The sequence below is a fragment of the Streptomyces sp. NPDC021020 genome (assembly GCF_044333285.1).
Taxonomy (GTDB): domain Bacteria; phylum Actinomycetota; class Actinomycetes; order Streptomycetales; family Streptomycetaceae; genus Actinacidiphila.
The window spans coordinates 85,135-101,999 of the sequence record NZ_JBIRQQ010000008.1 but is presented as its reverse complement, the minus strand read 5'-3'; the positions used below and the strand labels follow the sequence as shown (position 1 = coordinate 101,999).

Here is a 16,865-nt window from a genome sequence, read left to right as displayed (position 1 = left end):
TTACGGCGCCGGCCGCCGCGTCACCAGCGCGGCACGCTGGGGGCGCGCCACGCGGGGTCGGCCTTGCGCATCGCGGCGACGTCGTCGCGGTCGCGCATCGTGCCGTCGTCGTCGAGCCACCGCTGGTGCAGCGTCTTGAGGGCGTCGCGGTCGAGTTCGACGCCGAGGCCGGGCCGGTCGGAGACGGTCAGGGCGCCGCCGGTGAAGGCGTGGCGCTCGGTGATGACGTCCTCGGTCTGCCACGGGTAGTGCGAGTCGCACGCGTAGTCGAGGTTGGGCACGGTGGCCGCGACGTGCGTCATGGCCGCCAGGCTGATGCCCAGGTGGGTGTTGGAGTGCATGGACAGACCGACGCCGAAGGTGCGGCAGACGGCGGCGAGCTGCTGGGTGTTGCGCAGCCCGCCCCAGTAGTGGTGGTCGGACAGCACCACCTGGACGGCGTCGCGCGCGAAGGCCTCCTTGATCTCCTGGAAGGTCGTCACGCACATGTTGGTGGCGAGCGGCACGTCCGTGCCCTGCGCGACCTCGGCCATCTCGGCGGTGCTGCCGGCCGGGTCCTCCAGGTACTCCAGCACGTCGGCGAGTTCGCGGGCGACGTGCAGCGAGGTCTGCGCCGACCAGGCGCCGTTGGGGTCCAGGCGCAGCGGCCGGCCGGGGAAGGCCTCGGCCAGCGCGCGGATCGCGGCGATCTCCTGCTCGGGCGGGAAGACGCCGCCCTTGAGCTTGAAGGAGCCGAAGCCGTACGTGTCGGCGAAGCGGCGGGCCTGGGCGACGACGCCGGCCGGGTCGAGGGCGGCGCCCCAGTCGTCGGGCTCGCCCTGGCCCTGCGGGTGGCCGTCGAGCTTGTAGAAGAGGTAGGCGCTGTAGTCGACGGTGTCGCGGACCTTGCCGCCGAGCAGGGCGTGGACGGGCAGGCCGAGGATCTTGCCGAGCGCGTCGAGGCAGGCGACCTCGAAGCCGGAGATGACCGAGAGCCGCAGCTTGTCGGCGGTCTGGACACCGCGCAGGCCGCCGGCGGCGACGGAGTCGGAGGTGCCGGTGACCTCGCCGCACACCCGCTCGGCGAGTGTGAAGAGGCCGTTCAGGTCGGTGACCCGGTGCCCCGGCAGGGCGGCGGCGAGCGGGGCGGCGAGATCCAGATAGCGGGTGTCGCCGTAGGTCTCGCCGATGCCGGACGTACCGTCGGCGGTGACGATCTCGACGACGAGGCGGGGCGTGTGGGGCTGGTGGACGCCGTGGGTGTTGAGCAGCGGCGGATCGGCGATGAGGATGGGGGTCAGGCGCACCTCGGCGATCGTGAACGCGGCGGAAGGGCCGGAAGCGCCGGCAGGACCTACTGTCTGCATATATGAATCACGTTCACCCATAAGACCGGAGCTTATGCGGGCCGCGCGCGGGTCGTCAACGCGGCGAACGAGCCGGACGCGGGCCCGGGCGGCGCACCGGCCACGCGCCGGTCCTCGCGGGGAACTGGACCCCATACCGACCAGTCGGTACGATCAGCACATGACCCGAACGCCCGACACCGACCACCCCCGGGGCCTGGACCTCGACCGGCTGCGCCGCCACCTCGACGAGCACCGCCCCGGCCTCGTGACCGGCGCGCTGCGGGCCGAGCTGGTGCAGGGCGGCCGCTCCAACCTCACCTACCGGGTCACCGACGGCGCCGGCACCTGGGTCGTCCGCCGCCCGCCGCTCGGCCACGTCCTGGCCACGGCGCACGACATGGGCCGCGAGCACCGGGTGATCAGCGCGCTCGCCCCGACCGCGGTCCCGGTGCCCGGCACGGTGCTGCTGTGCGAGGACACCGAGGTCGTCGGCGCGCCCTTCTACGTCATGAACTTCGTCCCCGGCACCCCCTACCGCACCGAGGACCAGCTGACCGCGCTCGGGCCCGAGCGCACCAGGGCCCTCGCCCTCACCCTCGTCGACACCCTCGTCGACCTGCACGCGGTGGAGCCCGGCGCGGTGGGCCTGGCGGACTTCGGACGGCCCGAGGGCTTCCTCGACCGGCAGTTGCGCCGCTGGGGCAAGCAGCTGGACGCCTCGCGCAGCCGCGAGCTGGAGGGCATCGACGAGCTGCACGCCGCGCTCGGCCGGGCGCTCCCGGCCTCCCCCGCGCCCGCTGTCGTGCACGGCGACTACCGCCTCGACAACGTGCTCTTCGACGCCGACGACCGCCTCACCGCCGTCCTGGACTGGGAGATGTCCACGCTCGGCGACCCGCTCACCGACCTCGGCCTGCTGGTGATGTACGGCGAGCAGCACGACATCCCCGGCTTCCCCGTCCCCACCGCCTCCGGCGCTCCGGGCCACCCGGACGCCGCCGAGATCGTGGAGCGGTACGCGCTGCGCTCGGGGCGGGACGTGTCGGACGTGGACTGGTACACCGCGTTCGCGTATTTCAAACTCGCCGTGATCCTCGAAGGCATCCACTACCGCTGGACCCTCGGCCAGACCCTCGGCGCCGGTTTCGACCGCATCGGCGCCGTCGTCCCGCTCTTCATCGACCGGGGACTGCGCACCGTACACCGCCTGCCCCGGGCCGCGACGCCGACCGCCGCGCGCGCACCGGAAGCACCGCACGCACCCCATCAGGAGGACTGAGCACGATGGACTTCGCCTTCGACGCCCGCACCGAGGAACTGCGCGCGAAGCTCGGCGCCTTCCTCGACGAGCACGTGTACCCGGCCGAGGCCGTCTTCGCCGCGCAGCACGAGCAGGCCGGGCCGGAGAAGCACTGGACGGTGCCGCCGGTCGTGGCGGAGCTGAAGGCCGAGGCCAGGCGGCAGGGGCTGTGGAATCTGTTCCTGCCCGGTGAGCTGGGCGCGGGCCTGACCAACCTGCAATACGCGCCGCTGGCCGAAATCACCGGCCGCAGCCCCTTCCTGGCCCCGGCCGCCCTCAACTGCGCCGCGCCGGACACCGGCAACATGGAGGTACTCGCCGAGTTCGGCACCCCCGAGCAGCGCAAGGAGTGGCTGGAGCCACTGCTGTCCGGCGACATCCGCTCCGCCTTCGCCATGACCGAGCCGGACGTCGCCTCGTCCGACGCGACCAACATCGAGACCCGCATCGAGCGGGACGGCGACACCTACGTCGTCAACGGCCGCAAGTGGTACATCTCCGGGGCGATGAATCCGGACTGCGCCGTTCTCATCGTCATGGGCAAGACGGACCCGACCGCCGAACGGCACCGCCAGCAGAGCCAGATCCTCGTCCCGCGCGACACCCCCGGCGTGGAAGTACGCCGCGGCATGCGGCTCTTCGGCTACGACGACGCCGACCACGGCGGCCACGCCGAGGTCGTCTTCCACGACGTGCGGGTGCCCGCCGCGAATCTGATCGGCGAGGAGGGCGGCGGCTTCGCGATCGCCCAGGCCCGCCTGGGGCCGGGCCGTATCCACCACTGCATGCGGCTGATCGGCATGGCCGAGCGGGCGCTGGAGCTGATGTGCCGCCGGGCCGCCGACCGGGTCGCCTTCGGCAAGCCGCTGGCCGCGCAGGGCGTGGTGCAGGAGTGGATCGCCGACTCGCGCGTCGAGATCGAGCAGCTGCGGCTGCTGGTGCTCAAGACGGCCTGGCTGATGGACACCGTCGGCAACAAGGGCGCCCACACCGAGATCCAGGCCATCAAGATCGCCACCCCCGCCACCGTCCAGCGCATCGTCGACCGCGCGATCCAGGCCCACGGCGCCGCCGGCGTCTCGCAGGACTCCCCCCTCGCCCGCCTGTGGTCCGGCGCCCGCAGCCTCCGCCTGGCCGACGGCCCCGACGAGGTCCACCGCCGCTCCCTGGCCCGCCGCGAACTGGCCCGCTACACCTCCTGAGCACCCAGCTCGCGGCGCCCCCGCAGCGCCGCGACCAGCAGCAGTGCGAGCCATCCCGCGGCGGCGCCGAGGCAGCCCCGGGAGTCGAGCCGCTGCACCAGGGCGCCGCCGACCGCGTTGCCCGCGGCGCCGCCCACCAGGTAGCAGCCGACCATGAGCGTGTACGCCCGGGTGAGGGCGGCGCGCGGGGCCAGCGTGTCCAGCAGCGCCGAGGCGGCGATGGCCGACGGCCCCGAGCAGGCCCCCACCAGGAAGAGCGCGGGGAAGAGCGCGACGAGGACGGGCGCCGCCCATGCCGCGAGGCCGACCGCGGCCGCCGCGGCCGCGAGCGTCAGGGGCAGGATCCGGGCCGGGGCGGTCCAGCGGACGGGCAGCGCGCCGTAGACGAGGCCCGCGGCGACCTCGCCTGCCGCGGACACGGCCATGAGCGCCCCGCTCGCGGCGGCGCTGCCCGTGGCCAGCGCGGCCGCGGGCACGGCGACGGCGGTCATGCCCCCGGACACCCCCGTCCCCGCGGTGAGCGCCAGCAGGACGGCGAGCCCGCGGCCCGTGCCCGCGCCGCTGTGGCGTCCGCTCCGGGCCGGGCGGCGGCTGCGGCAGGCGCGCGAGGAGCCGAAGAGCGCCGCGGCCGCGCCGGCCAGCAGGCCGCCGGACAGGACCGCGGCCCCGGGCCCCGCAAGGGCCAGCAGCAGCGCGGTGAGCAGCGGGCCGCCGAGCACGGCCAGCTGGAAGAGCACCGCGAGGAGTGCGTACCCGGCGCGGCGCGCTCCGGGGTCCGGGACGAGCGCGGCGAGCAGGGCGCGCATGGCGCCTGTCGTCGCCGGCACGCAGAGCCCCAGCCCGGCGCAGGCCGCGACCGTGAACGCGGTGCGGTGCGCGGACGGGGGCGCGGCGACCAGCGCCACGGAGCCGAGCGCGCAGGCCACACCCGCCGGAACGATCACGCGGGCCTGCCCGTGGCGGTCCATCAGCCGGCCCTGGGCGGTGATGCCCAGGGCGTTGCCGAGGCCGAAGGCGCCCGTCGCGAGGCCTCCGGCGGCGAACGACCCGCTCAGGCCGCGGGCGTACAGCAGCAGGGCGAGGCCCAGCATGCCGAGCGGGAGGGCGCCCAGGACGGTGGCGAGGAGGGGGACGCGGATCTCGGGGGTGCGCAGCAGGGCGGCGTAACTCCGCATGGGGCATGCCTCTCGGACATGCCCACCCACCCGGGAGCCGGACTCCCACATGTCCACCGCGGCGCGCGGTGGCCGACCCCGCGACCGTACCAGCCCCGGAGAGCGCCGCGGCGGTTTCCGGGGCGCCGGATCGTCAGGGCACCAGCGCCAGCCGGCCCACCGTGCGGCCGTCGGCCACGGCCTGGACGGCGTCCGGGGCTTCGGACAGCGGACGGGGGGTGACGAGGGGGCGGATGGTGCCTTCCGCTGCCAGGGCGGACAGCTCGGCGTGGGCGGCGCGGACGGATTCGGGGGCGCGGGTGGCGTAGAGGCCCCAGTGCAGGCCGAGGATCGAGTAGTTCTTGACCAGGGCGTGGCTGAGGGCGGGGGTCTGGACCGTGCCGCCGGCGAAGCCGACCACGACGATGCGGCCCTCGAAGGCGATGCACTTGGTGGAGCGGGTGTAGGCGTCGCCGCCGACCGGGTCATAGACGACGTCGGCGCCGCGGCCGCCGGTGGCGTCCTTGACGGCGGCGACGAAATCCTCGGTGTGCCGGTCGACGACCAGGTCGGCGCCCAGCTCGCGGGCGGCCGCCGCCTTCTGCGCACCGCCGACGACGCCGATCACGTACGCGCCCGCGGCCTTGCCGAGCTGGACGGCGGCGCTGCCGACACCGCCCGCCGCGGCGTGCACGAGCAGGGTCTCGCCGGGGCGGAGGGCGGCGCGGCGGTGCAGCCCGAACCAGCCCGTCTGGTAACCGATGTGCAGCACCGCGGCGGCCGGGTCGTCCAGCGCCTCCGGCGCGGGCAGCACGCCCGCGGCGGGCACGACGGCGTATTCGGCGAAGGCCCCGCCGGGCAGGGCGGCGGTGCTGATGACGCGGTCGCCCTCGGTCAGGTCCGTCACGTCGGGGCCGAGCGCCGCGATCTCGCCGCACATCTCCACGCCGGGTGTGAAGGGCAGCGGCGGGCGGATCTGGTATTCGCCGCGGCACAGCAGCGCGTCGGGGAAGTTGACGCCCGCGGCCCGTACCCGCAGCAGCACCTCGCCGGGGCCGGGCTCGGGCTCGGGGATCTCGTCGAGGCGCAGCACCTCGCGCGGTTCGCCGTTGCTGTGGACGCGCCATGCCTTCACGCGGGTGCTCCCGTCGGGGTCAGGACCGCCGCACCGAGTGCAGCAGCAGGTCGGAGAATTCACCGGCGACCTGCTGCGCGGACAGCGGCCCGTCCGCGTGGTACCAGGTGCCGAGGTGGTGCACGGAGCCGAAGAAGAAGTCGACGACCAGGTCCGGCCGGAGTTCCGGCCGGAAGTGGCCGTCGCGCTGGCCCTCCTCGACGAGCGAGCGGAAGCGCTCGTGGTAGCGGCGGCGCTCGGCCCTTACCGCTTTCTGCTTCTCCGGGCTGAGCTGGTGCATCGACCGGAAGAAGATCTTGGTGTCGTCCAGGTTCTGGATGCTGGTGACGACGACGTCGGCCGCGGCCTCCGCGAGCCGTTCGGGCACCGGGGTGCCGCGGGAGGCGATGGCGTCGAGCCGCTCGGTCTGGAGCCGCAGCACACGGGCGTAGATCTCGTGCAGCAGGTCGTCCTTGGAGCCGAAGTAGTGGTAGAGCGCGCCCTTGGTGACGCCCGCGGCCTCGACGATCTCCTGGACGGAGGTCCGGTCGTAGCCGCGTTCGGCGAACAGCCGGGTCGCCTCGGCGAGCAGCCGCTCGGGCACCGCCGCGGCCTGGCCGCCGCCCTCGGAGCGCCCCGTGCCGCCGCCTTCCCCCGTGGTCCCGCGTGCCATCCGCCTGCCCCTTCCTCGTACTCCCCGTAACAGCCGTTCCTGGCCGCTATGGACCTTATCCGGCCGTCATCGCGTCATCCGGCCTCGGCCTTCAGCTCTCGGCGGAGGATCTTGCCGGTGGCGGTCTTGGGCAGCTCCGGCAGCACCTCCACCTCGCGGGGGTATTTGTACGCGGCCAGCCGCTCGCGGCAATAGGCCACGATTTCCGACGGCTCGGCAATTGCGCCGGGACGCAGGCTCACATACGCCTTGACGCTCTCCCCGCGGTAGGGGTCGGGGACGCCGACGACCGCGGCCTCGCGCACCGCGGGGTGGGTGTAGAGGACGTCCTCGACCTCGCGCGGCCACACCTTGAAGCCGGACGCGTTGATCATGTCCTTCTTGCGGTCGACGACGTAGAGCCAGCCCTCGGCGTCCATGAAGCCGATGTCGCCGGTGCGCAGTTCACCGCCGGGGAGGGCGGTGCGGGAGGCCTCCGGCTGGTTCCAGTAGCCGGGGACGACCATGGGGCCGCTGACCGCGATCTCGCCCGTCTCACCGAAGGGCACCTCGGCGCCGTCGTCGTCGACTATCCGCACCATGGTGCCGGGTCCCGGCACACCGACCGCGAGGGTGCCGGACGCGGCGTCCACCGGGGCCTCGTAGCCGGGCGGGACGCTCGCGCAGGGGGCGGCGCACTCGGTCAGCCCGTAGCCGTTGGCCAGGTACAGGCCGCCGGCCCGGGCCCGGAAGGCCTCGACGACGGCGGGCGGCAGCGGGGCGCCGCCGGAGGAGATGAGCCGGAAGGACGCGAAGTCCTCGGGGGCGGCGTCCGGGCGGGCCAGCAGCGCCATGTAGGCCGTGGCGGGGCCGACGGTGTAGGCGGGGCGGTGCTCGCGGAAGGCGTCGAGGACGACGCCGGGCTCGAAGCGGTAGGCCAGCACCAGGGTGTGGCCGCCGGCCAGTGCCGCGGACAGCTCGCACACCATGCCGGTGATGTGGAAGAGCGGCGCCAGGGCGAAGACCGCGGAATCGGCGGGCAGCGCCTGGACGCGCACCTGGCGGTGGGCGTTGAAGGAGAGGTTGCCGTGGGTGTTGAGCGCGCCCTTGGGGCGGCCGCTGGTACCCGAGGTGTAGCTGATCAGGGCGGTGTCACCGGCCGCGGGAAGGGGTATCTGCGGGCGCGGCCCGGTGGCGGCCCGGGCGGCGGCGAGCACGTCCTCGGCGTCGTCGGCCGGCATCCGCGGCCCGCCGAGCACGCGCGGGTCGTCGCGCGTCTGGAGATCCCGCTCGCACGCGGTGAGCGCAATGCGCACGGGCGACTGCGCGACCGTCTCCCGCACGTACTCCGCCCAGGCGCGCTCGGAGCAGACCAGGGCGGTGGCGCCCGCGTCGCCGAGGATGTGCGCCAGCTCGTGGCGCTTGTACATCGGGTTGACGGGAACGGCCGCGCCGCCCGCCTTCCACGCCGCCAGCAGGGCCACCACGAACTGCGGCACATTCTGCAGCAGGACGGCGAGCCGGTCGCCGGGGGCGAAGCCGCGGTCGGCGAGGTGGCGGGCCAGGCCGTCGGAGAGGGCGTCCAGCTCGCCGTAGGTCAGGGCGCCGTCGAAGTAGGCGAGCGCGCGGTGTTCGGGGTGCTCGGCGGCGCGGGCCAGGAAGCCGTGCAGCACGGACGGCGGGAAGTCCTGGTCGCGCCGCTGCTCCTCGGTGAAGAACCGCAGCCACGGCTGGTCGGCGTATCCGGTCATGCGTCCTGCTCCTTCCCGGCGCGGTCCGCCACCGCGGCCTCGTAGTCGCGTTGCAGCCGGTTCATCCCGCGGAGCCACCGTTCGGGTTCCGCGGCGCGCGCGGCGTAGTAGTCGGCGACCTCGGGGTGCGGAAGGATCAGGAAGCGCTCGTCGGTGATCCCGGCCAGCACCGCGCGCGCGACGTCCTCCGGCTCGATCGCGGTGGGCGCGAGCACCAGCTCGCCGGCCGGCCCGGCGGCGTCCAGCATCGCGGTGCGCACCCCCTGCGGGCAGACGGCGTGGACCCGGACGCCGCGGTGGCGGTAGGTGAGCGAGAGCCACTCGGCGAAGGCCAGGGCGCCGTGCTTGGTCACCGAATACGGCGCGGCGCCGACCATCGTCAGCAGCCCGGCGGCCGACACGGTCGACACGAAGCGCCCGCCGCCGCGCTCCAGCCACTCGGGCAGCAGGGCGCGGGCGGCGCGGACATGGCTCATGACGTTGACGTCCCAGGCCGCTTCCCACGCGGCGTCGTCGGTCTCGGGGCCGCCGCCGGTCGCGACGCCGGCGTTGGCGCAGAAGGCGTCGATGCCGCCGCCGAGCGCGGTACGGGCGGCGGGCACGATGCCGGAGGCGTCCCCGGCGACGACGGCGGCGCCGATCTCGTCGGCGACCTTGCGGGCGGCGTCCGCGTCGAGGTCGTTGACGGCCACCCGGGCGCCCTCGGCCGCGAAGGCGCGCGCGAGCGCGGCACCGATGCCGCCGCCCGCGCCCGTGACGACCACCCGCGCACCGCGGAGTGCTTCCACCACCATCGTGTCTCCCTCGACTCGACGTCCGGCCTCTCCCCCGTCCGCATACTAAGCGGTCGGTCACTGAAGCGGAAGGGCCGGAGGGGCGGGGTGACTGGAGGGTGGCGGAAGGGATGGCGGGAGGGGCGGCCGGGCGCACGACCTGCGGCGGCAAGGCGGGTTGACCGGGCTTCACCCGACGGAGGGATGGACGCGGCCGGGCGAGGTCGGGATGATGGGTGCAGAGCGGACAATCACGGATCTTTCCCGGATCTGGGACAGGCGAGGGGGAGCCATGGCCGTGAAAAGTGTGCAGCCGTACTGGGATCTGACGTTCGACGCGGACGGGGATCCCGACCCGGAGCAGCGTGACGCGCTGCTCGCGCACGCAGCCGAGCACACCGACCTGGTGCTCTTCTCCCACGGCTGGAACAACGACCTGTCCAGCGCCTGCCGCCTCTACGACCGCTTCTACGCGCCCTTCCCCGGGCTGCTGGCCGCCTTCCCGGCCGTGCGCCCGGGGTATGTCGGGGTGCACTGGCCGTCCATGCGCTTCTCGGACGAGCCGATCGCGGACTTCCCGCGCACCGCCGTCGCCGCGCCCGGTGGTGACGCGGGCGCCGCCAGGGACATCGCGGTCGCCGCGGACATCGCCGCCCTCAAGCGGGTACTGCCCGGCCACGACACGGAGGCCGACCGGATCGCGGAGCTGCTGCGGCGGCAGCCGGACGAGCCTGAGGCCCTGGAGGAATTCGCGGGGCTGGTGCGCGCACTGACCGGAGCGGGGCCGGAATCCGCGGCCCTGGCGCAGGATTTCGCCGGACCGGGAGAGGAAGGGGCGGGCGCCGCGCTGCCCGCGCTCCTCACCGGCAAGGCGGAGGCGATATGCGGCGAGCTGGCCGACGCGGTGGCCGCGACGGTGGGCCCGGAGGGCGACGCGGAGGCGCTGCTCGGCGCGCTGGGCAAGAAGATCTGGTCGGGGGCGCACGAGCTGCTGCGCCAGGCGACGTATTTCGCGATGAAGGGCCGCGCGGGGAAGGTCGGCAAGGCGGGCGTCGGCCCCTTCCTCGGGCAGCTGGCGGAGCGCGCGCCCTGGACGAGGGTGCATCTGGTCGGGCACAGCTTCGGCGCCCGGCTGGTCTCCTTCGCCCTGGCCGGGCTGCCGTCCGCGGCGCACAACGTCGCGTCGGTCACCCTGCTCCAGGGGGCCTTCTCGCACTCCGCCTTCTCCCCCGGCGGCGCGCTCGACGGGATGCAGCACCGGGTGCACGGGCCGATCGTGGCAGCCCACTCCCGCCATGACACCGCGCTGGGCATCCTCTACCCGCTGGCCTCCCGGCTCTCCGGCGACGACCGCTCCCTGCTGGGCGACGACCGCTGGGGCGCGCTGGGCCACGACGGCTTCCACGGCCTGCCGACCGCTCCCGCGCTGGCCCTGGCCGCGGCCCTCGGCAAGGGCTTCCCGCCTGCGGGCTGCGTGAGCGTCGACGCCTCGGCAACCGTCTGCCACGGCGGCCCCCCGTCCGGCGCCCACAGCGACATCTGCCACCCGGATCTGGCCCGCCTGATGCTGCGGGCGGGCGCGCTCGTCGCGTAGCAGTGCCACAGACCTCCGCGGCCCCTGAGGCCCGCGGTGAGCCCGGAGGGGGCCGACCTCGGAAGGCCGGCCCCCCGCAGGGCCGCTGTCGCCGACACGGTCAGGGCCGGGTCGGGCGGCGGGACGGTCGCCGCTCAATCAGCCGCTTGGTCAGCCGCTCGGCGGCTGCTCAGCGGTGTGCCGGGAATTCCACGACCTGCTGGTAGGTCGGGCGGTTCTGCCAGCTGATGCGGTCGTCGGTGACACCCCCGAGCGGCCGCTGGACGATGGAGTCCGCGCACCACTGGTCGCCCGCCGAGCAGCCGCCGTCGTCGCCCGGGTAGACGGTGGTGGCCGGCACCGCGGCGGCCTGCTTGAGCGTGCTCAGCAGCATGTCGCGGCAGGCCGCGAGCTGCCCGCCGCCGCAGTAGGACTGCGCCAGCGGCCCGGCCACCGGCTGCCCCAGCACCTTGCGCAGGTCCTTGTCGACATAGCTCCACCAGCCGTACTGGAAGGAGCTGCCCGCGTGCGAGCCCGTCGGCCCGTGCCCGGCGGACGGCGACTCGTCGACCGTGAGGTCGGCGGTGAGCGCCGTGTAGAGGTCGCTGCCGAGCCCCGGCTGGAATTCACCCTGCACGAGCAGCGGCCACCACGCGTCCATGACCCGTATCGCGTCCGCGTTCGCGTACGCGTGCGAGCCCGGCGAGGACTCGTGCCGCTTGGTGCCCGCCGCCTGCCACGCCGTCAGCTGCTGCACGGCCGCGGCCTCCTGCGCGTCGGTGACGGGCGCGCTGTTGACGACCTGGAGCAGGTCGGGCAGCACGTCCTCGCCGCGCAGGTCGGTCAGCGCCGCGTCGTCCATCGCCTTGGCCAGCGCGGACCTGGTCACCCCGCCGGTCCGGGCGAGCGCCTTGACGCGGTCCTCCAGCAGGTCGGCGCGGTGCACCGAGCCGTTGCCGAAGCCCGCCGAGGTGTATCCGGGCGCCTGTTTGTTGTTCCAGGAGATGTAGTAGTCCTGGTCGACGGACTGCGGGTGCTGGGCGGGCGGGGTGTAGGAGGCGGTGTTGACCGCCGGGTCCCAGCCGCGCCAGTCGTACGCCGCCTGCGCCCACACCGGGAAGGACGGGTCGACGCCGGCGGCCCGTACCGGGTTGGTGCCGCTGTTGTAGTACGCGATGTGCTGCGAGTCGGCGTAGAACCAGTTGAAGGTGTAGTTGATGTCCTTCGCGGCGGCCTGGAAGGACGCCGGGTCGTGGACGAACCCCGGGTCGTTCAGCTCCTGGAAGCCGATGATCGAGTCGGCCTCGTGGCGGTAGGAGCTGCGCAGCTGGGTGTAGGCGACGGCCTTGCCGCCCACCGTGGCGCGGTATTCGACCGGGCCGTAGGCGGTGCGCCAGATCTGCATCCGGTAGGAGCCGGCCGCCGTGGAGTCGGCGAGCGTGGGCTTCCAGGAGTTGGTGCGCTCCAGCTTCTCCATGGCGGTGCACTGGCCGTGGAAGAGGTAGTGCGTCGCGTCCTGGCACAGCTCGACGGCGTAGGTGTCGGTGACGTCCTGGGACGCCGAGGTGGCGCTCCAGGCGTAGTCCTGGCCGCGGCCCAGCTCGACGTACATGCCCAGGCCCGCGAAGGAGGCGCCGCGGGCGCTGATGCCGGGGCCCTGGAGCTCCTGGAGCATCAGCAGCTGTGGCGCGAAGTAGCCGGTCTGCGGGCCGAAGACGGCGACCGGGTGGCCGCTCGCGGTGTGCGCGCCGCTCACGAGGAGGGCGTTGGACATGCCCTTCTTGGTGGAGAAGAGGTTGCCGGGCAGCACTCCCGGGCTCGCGGTGGTGGTGAGCTTGGCGCCGCCGGTCGCGTCGTAGACGAGCGGTTCGGCGGTGACGGAGCCGGGGTCGGGCAGTGCCTCGCCCTGCGCGGTGGCGGGCTTGCCCGCGTACGGGAAGCTGGTGCCGTCGTGGACCGTCGAGGTCGCCTCGGGGTCGTCGCGCTCGCGGAAGGACTCCCAGACGTCCGTGCCCTGCGCGACGCCGTACTTCTGCTGCGCGGCCAGCAGCGACAGCGCCGACTGCACCTCGCCGCCGCCCCCGGTACCGAACAGCGCGCCGACCACGGAGGCGAGCGCGATCAGGTCGGTGAGCTGGAAGGGCTCGATGGTGCCGGCGTTGGTGATGGCGTCGACGTGGCCGGTGAGCACGTATTCGCCGGGGAAGTAGCGGCCGTTCTTCGAGGCGGTGATGTAGGCGTTGATGCCGTTCACGTAGTTCTGCGCGTCGGCGAGCGCCTGCTGCCCGCGCGTGCCGGAGTTGTTGGCGAGCCAGTCGACCTGCGCCTGGAGGTCGGCCTCGGTGTACGGGGCCTGGCGCCAGAACTCCTGCTCCAGGCCGCGGTTGGCGGCGGCCCCGCCGGCGAAGGACGACAGCTCGCCGCGTCCGACGTGCCGGAAGAGGTCCATGAGCCAGAGCCGGTCCTGCGCGGCCGCGTATCCGGCGCCGAATTCGGTGCCCTCGCGCGTGGTGCCCTTGATGTGCGGGACGCCGGTGGCCTTGTCGCGGGTGATGGTGACGTCGGAGCGCGGGCTGCTGACCGAGGCGACCTGGCCCGCGGGGACGCCGAAGGAGGCGTCGTTGAAGAACTTGGTGATCGTCGCGTCGGTGAGGGTCGGGTAGCCGTCGGCGAGCGCGGCGTACGGGCCGAGCTGGTCGGCGGTGTGCGCGGGGCGGGTGCCGAGCGCCTTGTTGGCGAGGATGTCGGCGAGGGTGGCGTTGCCGTTCTCGCCGGGCGGCAGGATGTCGGCGCACTGGCCCGCGCAGTAGTCGTTCGTGTCGGCGGCGTGGGCGGCCGGTGACGTGGGGGCCACGAGGGTCGCCGCGAGCGCGAGGAGGGCGCTCGCGGCGGCCGTTCTGAGCACGCCGATTCTGCCGATCCGTCGTGGGGTCCGTAGCGGCATTTCTGCTCCTTCCGGAAGCCGGTGCGCGGAGGTTACCGCCGGTTAACCCAGCCCGGAAGATGAACATGCGTCAGCTTTTCGACTTCCCCACAACTCGCCGCCGCGGAACCGCGGGGCGGCCCGCGTCAGCCCGCCGCGCGCAGCACGAAGACGCCCCAGCCCAGATACCGGCGGTTCCACTCCAGGTGGGTGCGGCGGGCGTGGGCGAGGAAGGCGCGCATGTCGTCGGCGTCGGGGTGGTCGGCCGGGTGGTCGCGCAGCCAGTCGGAGATCGCGAACCACTGCCCGGCGGCGTAGCGGTCCCAGCTGTCCCCGTCGGCGAGCACCATCTCCAGCAGGTCCATGCCCGCCGCCTCGAAGCGGTCCAGCGTGCCGGCCAGCGACGCGAAGTCGTCCGGCTCCAGGCCGTTCGCCTCCAGGGCGCCCTCGGGGGCGGGCTCGTTCCAGTAGGGCTCGCCGATCAGCATCAGGCCGCCGGGCCGCAGCGCCGGGCGCAGCAGCTCGATCGTGCCGGTCAGGCCGCCGCCGATCCAGGTCGCGCCGATGCACGACACGACGTCGTACGCGCCGGGTTCCGCGTCGTACGCGCCCGCGTCGCCGCGGACGAACTCCACGGCGTCGGCGACCCCGAGCTCGGCGGCCCGCTCGCGGGCCGCGGTCAGGAAGACCTCGCTGAGGTCGACGCCGGTGCCGGTCGTGCCGTACCGCTCCGCCCACCGGACCAGCATCTCGCCCTTGCCGCAGGCCAGATCGAGTTGCCGCTGCCCCTTGCCGAGCCGGCAGATGTCACCGAGCAGCATCAGCTTCTCCTCGGTGACGGGGTTGAGGATGCGGTGCCGGGATTCGGCGATCTCGTGGTGGCGCAGGCTCATGCGGTTCCTCGGTCTTCGGGTGCGTGCTCGTGCTCGTGCTCAGGTTGCTGCTCGGGTGTGTCAGGAATCCTGCCGCAAGGCGTCGGCCGTGGCGCGGTCGGCCGGCAGGAAGGCCTCCAGTTTCAGCTCCGCGATGGTGACGTCGGCGGCGGTGGCGAAGACCGCGACGGTCGTCATGAGGCGCAGCGGCCCGCGCGCGACGGAGTCCAGCTCCATGGGCACGGTGAAGCCCAGCGCGGCGTCGGCGCCCTCACCGGGCGCGGGCACGTACCCGGCCAGCTCGTCGTACAGCGCCGCGAGCCGGTCGTCGGGGTTGCGCCGCTGCTCCTCGCGCAGCGCCTCGATGACGTGCCGGGCCCACTGCGGGAAGTTGCGGATGCGCGGGGCCATGCCCGCCGGGTGCAGCGCCAGCCGCAGGATGTTGGCCCGCGGGCCGAGCAGCGCGGGGTCCGAGCCCTCCGTCATCACGCCGAAGGCGGAATTCGCGCCGACCAGGTCCCCGTAACGGTCGACGACGATCGCCGGGTAGGGCAGGTGGCCGGTCAGGATGTGGTCCAGCGCCTCCAGGGCCGGGGCGAGCGCGGGGTCGGTGAGGTCGCGCTGCGGGTGGACGGGCGCGTAACCGGCCGCCAGCAGCAGCCCGTTGCGCTCCCGCAGCGGCAGCGCGAGCGAGTCGGCGATGCGGGCGACGAGCGCGCGGCCGGGCGTGGAGCGGCCGTTCTCGATGAAGCTGATGTGCCGCTGCGTGGTCCCGGCGCGCAGCGCCAGCTCCAGCTGGCTCAGCCGCCGCCGGGTGCGGCTGGCGCGCAGCGCCTCGGAGAAGGTCAGGCCCGCGGAGGGGCGCCCCGCGGGCCGTGCGCTCCCGTGGGGCGGGCGCCGCGGCTCCCCGGGCGTCCGGGCCGCCGGAGCCGTCCGGGCCGCCGGGGCGGTCGGAGCTGTCTGGGCCGTCGGGGGGAGGGTGCTACGAGAGGCGTCCACGGGTCCTTTCTAGCCCGGCCCGCTCGCACCGGCCATTCCCTGCCGGGAATTGAGCGCATGCCCGCGGCTCCCGACGATCGGCGGTATGACACGCGCACTCGCCGACCGGACCACCGCCCCCGACACCTCCGCCACCACCGACCGCGTACGGCTCGGGGTCTTCGTGCCCAGTACCGCCGCCCAGTGGGAGGCCGGAACGGATCCGCGGGAGGCCGTCGCTTTCGGCGTACGGGCCGAGCGGACCGGCTTCGACTCGCTGTGGGTCACCGACTCGCTGCTCACGCCGCGGCTCGAAGCCCTCAGCACGCTCGCCGCGCTCGCCGCCGTGACGGAGCGCGTCACGCTCGGCACGGGAGCGCTGCTGCCCGCGCTGCGCACGCCCGTGCAGGCCGCGCAGACGATCGCCTCCGTCGACCTGCTGTCCGGCGGGCGGCTGGTGCTGGGGGTGGGCGCGGGATTTCCCGGGCGCTTCGGGCGGCCCGTCTACGCGATGGCCGGCACCCCGTGGCCGCGCCGCTTCCGGCGGCTGGACGAGACGGTGGAGCTGTGGCGGCGGCTGTGGACGGGCGAGGGCCCGGTCACCTACCACGGCGAGGTGCTGCGGTTCGACGACGTCGCGCCCGGCATCCGCGCCTTCCGGCCGGGCGGCCCGCCGGTCTGGCTGGGCGGCGCCACCGAGGCCGCGCTGGCCCGTACCGGACGCCTCTACGACGGCTGGATGCCCTACCCGCCCGACCCCGCGGACTACGGCGCCGGCCTCACCGCCATCCGCGCCACCGCGGCGGAGGCGGGACGCGGGGCGGCGCCGTTCAGCCCCGCCCTCTTCGTGAACGTCCTGCTCACCGACGCGGCGGACGGCGGGCAGGCGGCCCTGGAGGCGTACGCGCGGGCCAACTACGGGCTGCCGCTTACGGAGATGGCGGCGATCCAGGCGCTGGCGGCGGGCACACCCGAGGCGGTCGTGGACAAGCTCGGCCGATACGTCGCGCAGGGGGCCCGGCATCTGGTGCTGCGCATGGCCGTGCCGGACATCGCCGCGCAGCTCGGCATGCTCGACCGGCTCGTGGCGCTGCGCCCCGCGCTCGACGCGCTGACGGCTCCCACGACGGCGCCTGCTCCTGCCGCGCCCGCCCCACCGGACCGCCATGCCGTGCCGGACGCGCCGGGCGGCGGGCGGCGTTGACAGCCGGAAGAGCCGGAACCATGCTGAGCAAGCGCTTGGAA

General features: G+C 74.3%; 13 protein-coding genes. 4 read left to right on the top strand and 9 right to left on the bottom strand.

Annotated features, from left to right (window positions below):
• Positions 1-20: 20 nt before the first annotated feature.
• Positions 21-1,346 carry a glucarate dehydratase family protein gene (locus ACH4SL_RS24190; RefSeq protein WP_398448941.1) on the bottom strand — a complete coding sequence of 442 codons (1,326 nt, stop codon included), beginning with the start codon at positions 1,344-1,346 and terminating at the stop codon, positions 21-23.
• A 160-nt stretch (positions 1,347-1,506) separates the two neighbouring features.
• Here ACH4SL_RS24190 and ACH4SL_RS24185 point away from each other — a divergent pair, with 160 nt between their 5' ends.
• Together ACH4SL_RS24185 and ACH4SL_RS24180 are read left to right on the top strand one after the other, a co-directional pair.
• Positions 1,507-2,607 (top strand): phosphotransferase family protein, encoded by a 1,101-nt coding sequence (locus tag ACH4SL_RS24185; protein WP_398448939.1) that lies wholly within the window; start codon positions 1,507-1,509, stop codon positions 2,605-2,607.
• Positions 2,608-2,612: 5 nt separating this feature from the next.
• The gene (locus ACH4SL_RS24180) at positions 2,613-3,830 is read left to right on the top strand and encodes an acyl-CoA dehydrogenase family protein (protein ID WP_398448937.1); all 1,218 of its coding nucleotides are present in this window, start codon (positions 2,613-2,615) and stop codon (positions 3,828-3,830) included.
• Here the strand turns inward: ACH4SL_RS24180 and ACH4SL_RS24175 are convergent.
• From ACH4SL_RS24175 to ACH4SL_RS24155, 5 genes are all read right to left on the bottom strand, one after another.
• Entirely contained in the window at positions 3,818-5,005 is a 1,188-nt protein-coding gene (locus ACH4SL_RS24175; protein WP_398448935.1) for an MFS transporter, read from the bottom strand. The genes ACH4SL_RS24180 and ACH4SL_RS24175 overlap by 13 nt on opposite strands.
• 133 nt (positions 5,006-5,138) lie before the next feature.
• On the bottom strand, positions 5,139-6,119 hold the full coding sequence (locus tag ACH4SL_RS24170) for an NADPH:quinone oxidoreductase family protein (protein WP_398448933.1): 981 nt from the start codon (positions 6,117-6,119) through the stop codon (positions 5,139-5,141).
• 19 nt (positions 6,120-6,138) lie between these two features.
• Complete coding sequence (locus ACH4SL_RS24165) at positions 6,139-6,771, bottom strand: TetR/AcrR family transcriptional regulator (protein WP_398448931.1); 633 nt, start codon at positions 6,769-6,771, stop codon at positions 6,139-6,141.
• A 74-nt stretch (positions 6,772-6,845) separates the two neighbouring features.
• The gene (locus ACH4SL_RS24160) at positions 6,846-8,501 is read right to left on the bottom strand and encodes an AMP-binding protein (RefSeq protein WP_398448929.1); all 1,656 of its coding nucleotides are present in this window, start codon (positions 8,499-8,501) and stop codon (positions 6,846-6,848) included.
• Positions 8,498-9,295: an SDR family oxidoreductase gene (locus ACH4SL_RS24155; RefSeq protein WP_398448927.1), complete on the bottom strand. Its 798-nt coding sequence runs from the start codon at positions 9,293-9,295 to the stop codon at positions 8,498-8,500. The genes ACH4SL_RS24160 and ACH4SL_RS24155 overlap by 4 nt, the downstream gene beginning before the upstream one ends.
• 271 nt (positions 9,296-9,566) lie before the next feature.
• Between ACH4SL_RS24155 and ACH4SL_RS24150 the strand changes: the two genes are divergently transcribed.
• The gene (locus tag ACH4SL_RS24150) at positions 9,567-10,868 is read left to right on the top strand and encodes a serine-threonine protein kinase (RefSeq protein WP_398448925.1); all 1,302 of its coding nucleotides are present in this window, start codon (positions 9,567-9,569) and stop codon (positions 10,866-10,868) included.
• A 169-nt stretch (positions 10,869-11,037) separates the two neighbouring features.
• Here the strand turns inward: ACH4SL_RS24150 and ACH4SL_RS24145 are convergent, their stop codons facing one another.
• The 3 genes from ACH4SL_RS24145 to ACH4SL_RS24135 all read right to left on the bottom strand — a co-directional run bounded on the left by ACH4SL_RS24145 (position 11,038) and on the right by ACH4SL_RS24135 (position 15,491).
• Positions 11,038-13,791 carry a penicillin acylase family protein gene (locus tag ACH4SL_RS24145; protein ID WP_398448923.1) on the bottom strand — a complete coding sequence of 918 codons (2,754 nt, stop codon included), beginning with the start codon at positions 13,789-13,791 and terminating at the stop codon, positions 11,038-11,040.
• A gap of 125 nt (positions 13,792-13,916) precedes the next feature.
• Positions 13,917-14,663, bottom strand: a complete 747-nt coding sequence (locus tag ACH4SL_RS24140; RefSeq protein ID WP_398448921.1) for an SAM-dependent methyltransferase — start codon at positions 14,661-14,663, stop codon at positions 13,917-13,919.
• Between the two features lie 60 nt (positions 14,664-14,723).
• Positions 14,724-15,491 carry a helix-turn-helix domain-containing protein gene (locus ACH4SL_RS24135; RefSeq protein WP_398449614.1) on the bottom strand — a complete coding sequence of 256 codons (768 nt, stop codon included), beginning with the start codon at positions 15,489-15,491 and terminating at the stop codon, positions 14,724-14,726.
• Between the two features lie 235 nt (positions 15,492-15,726).
• Here ACH4SL_RS24135 and ACH4SL_RS24130 point away from each other — a divergent pair, with 235 nt between their 5' ends.
• Positions 15,727-16,824 (top strand): LLM class flavin-dependent oxidoreductase, encoded by a 1,098-nt coding sequence (locus ACH4SL_RS24130; RefSeq protein ID WP_398448919.1) that lies wholly within the window; start codon positions 15,727-15,729, stop codon positions 16,822-16,824.
• Positions 16,825-16,865: the final 41 nt, after the last annotated feature.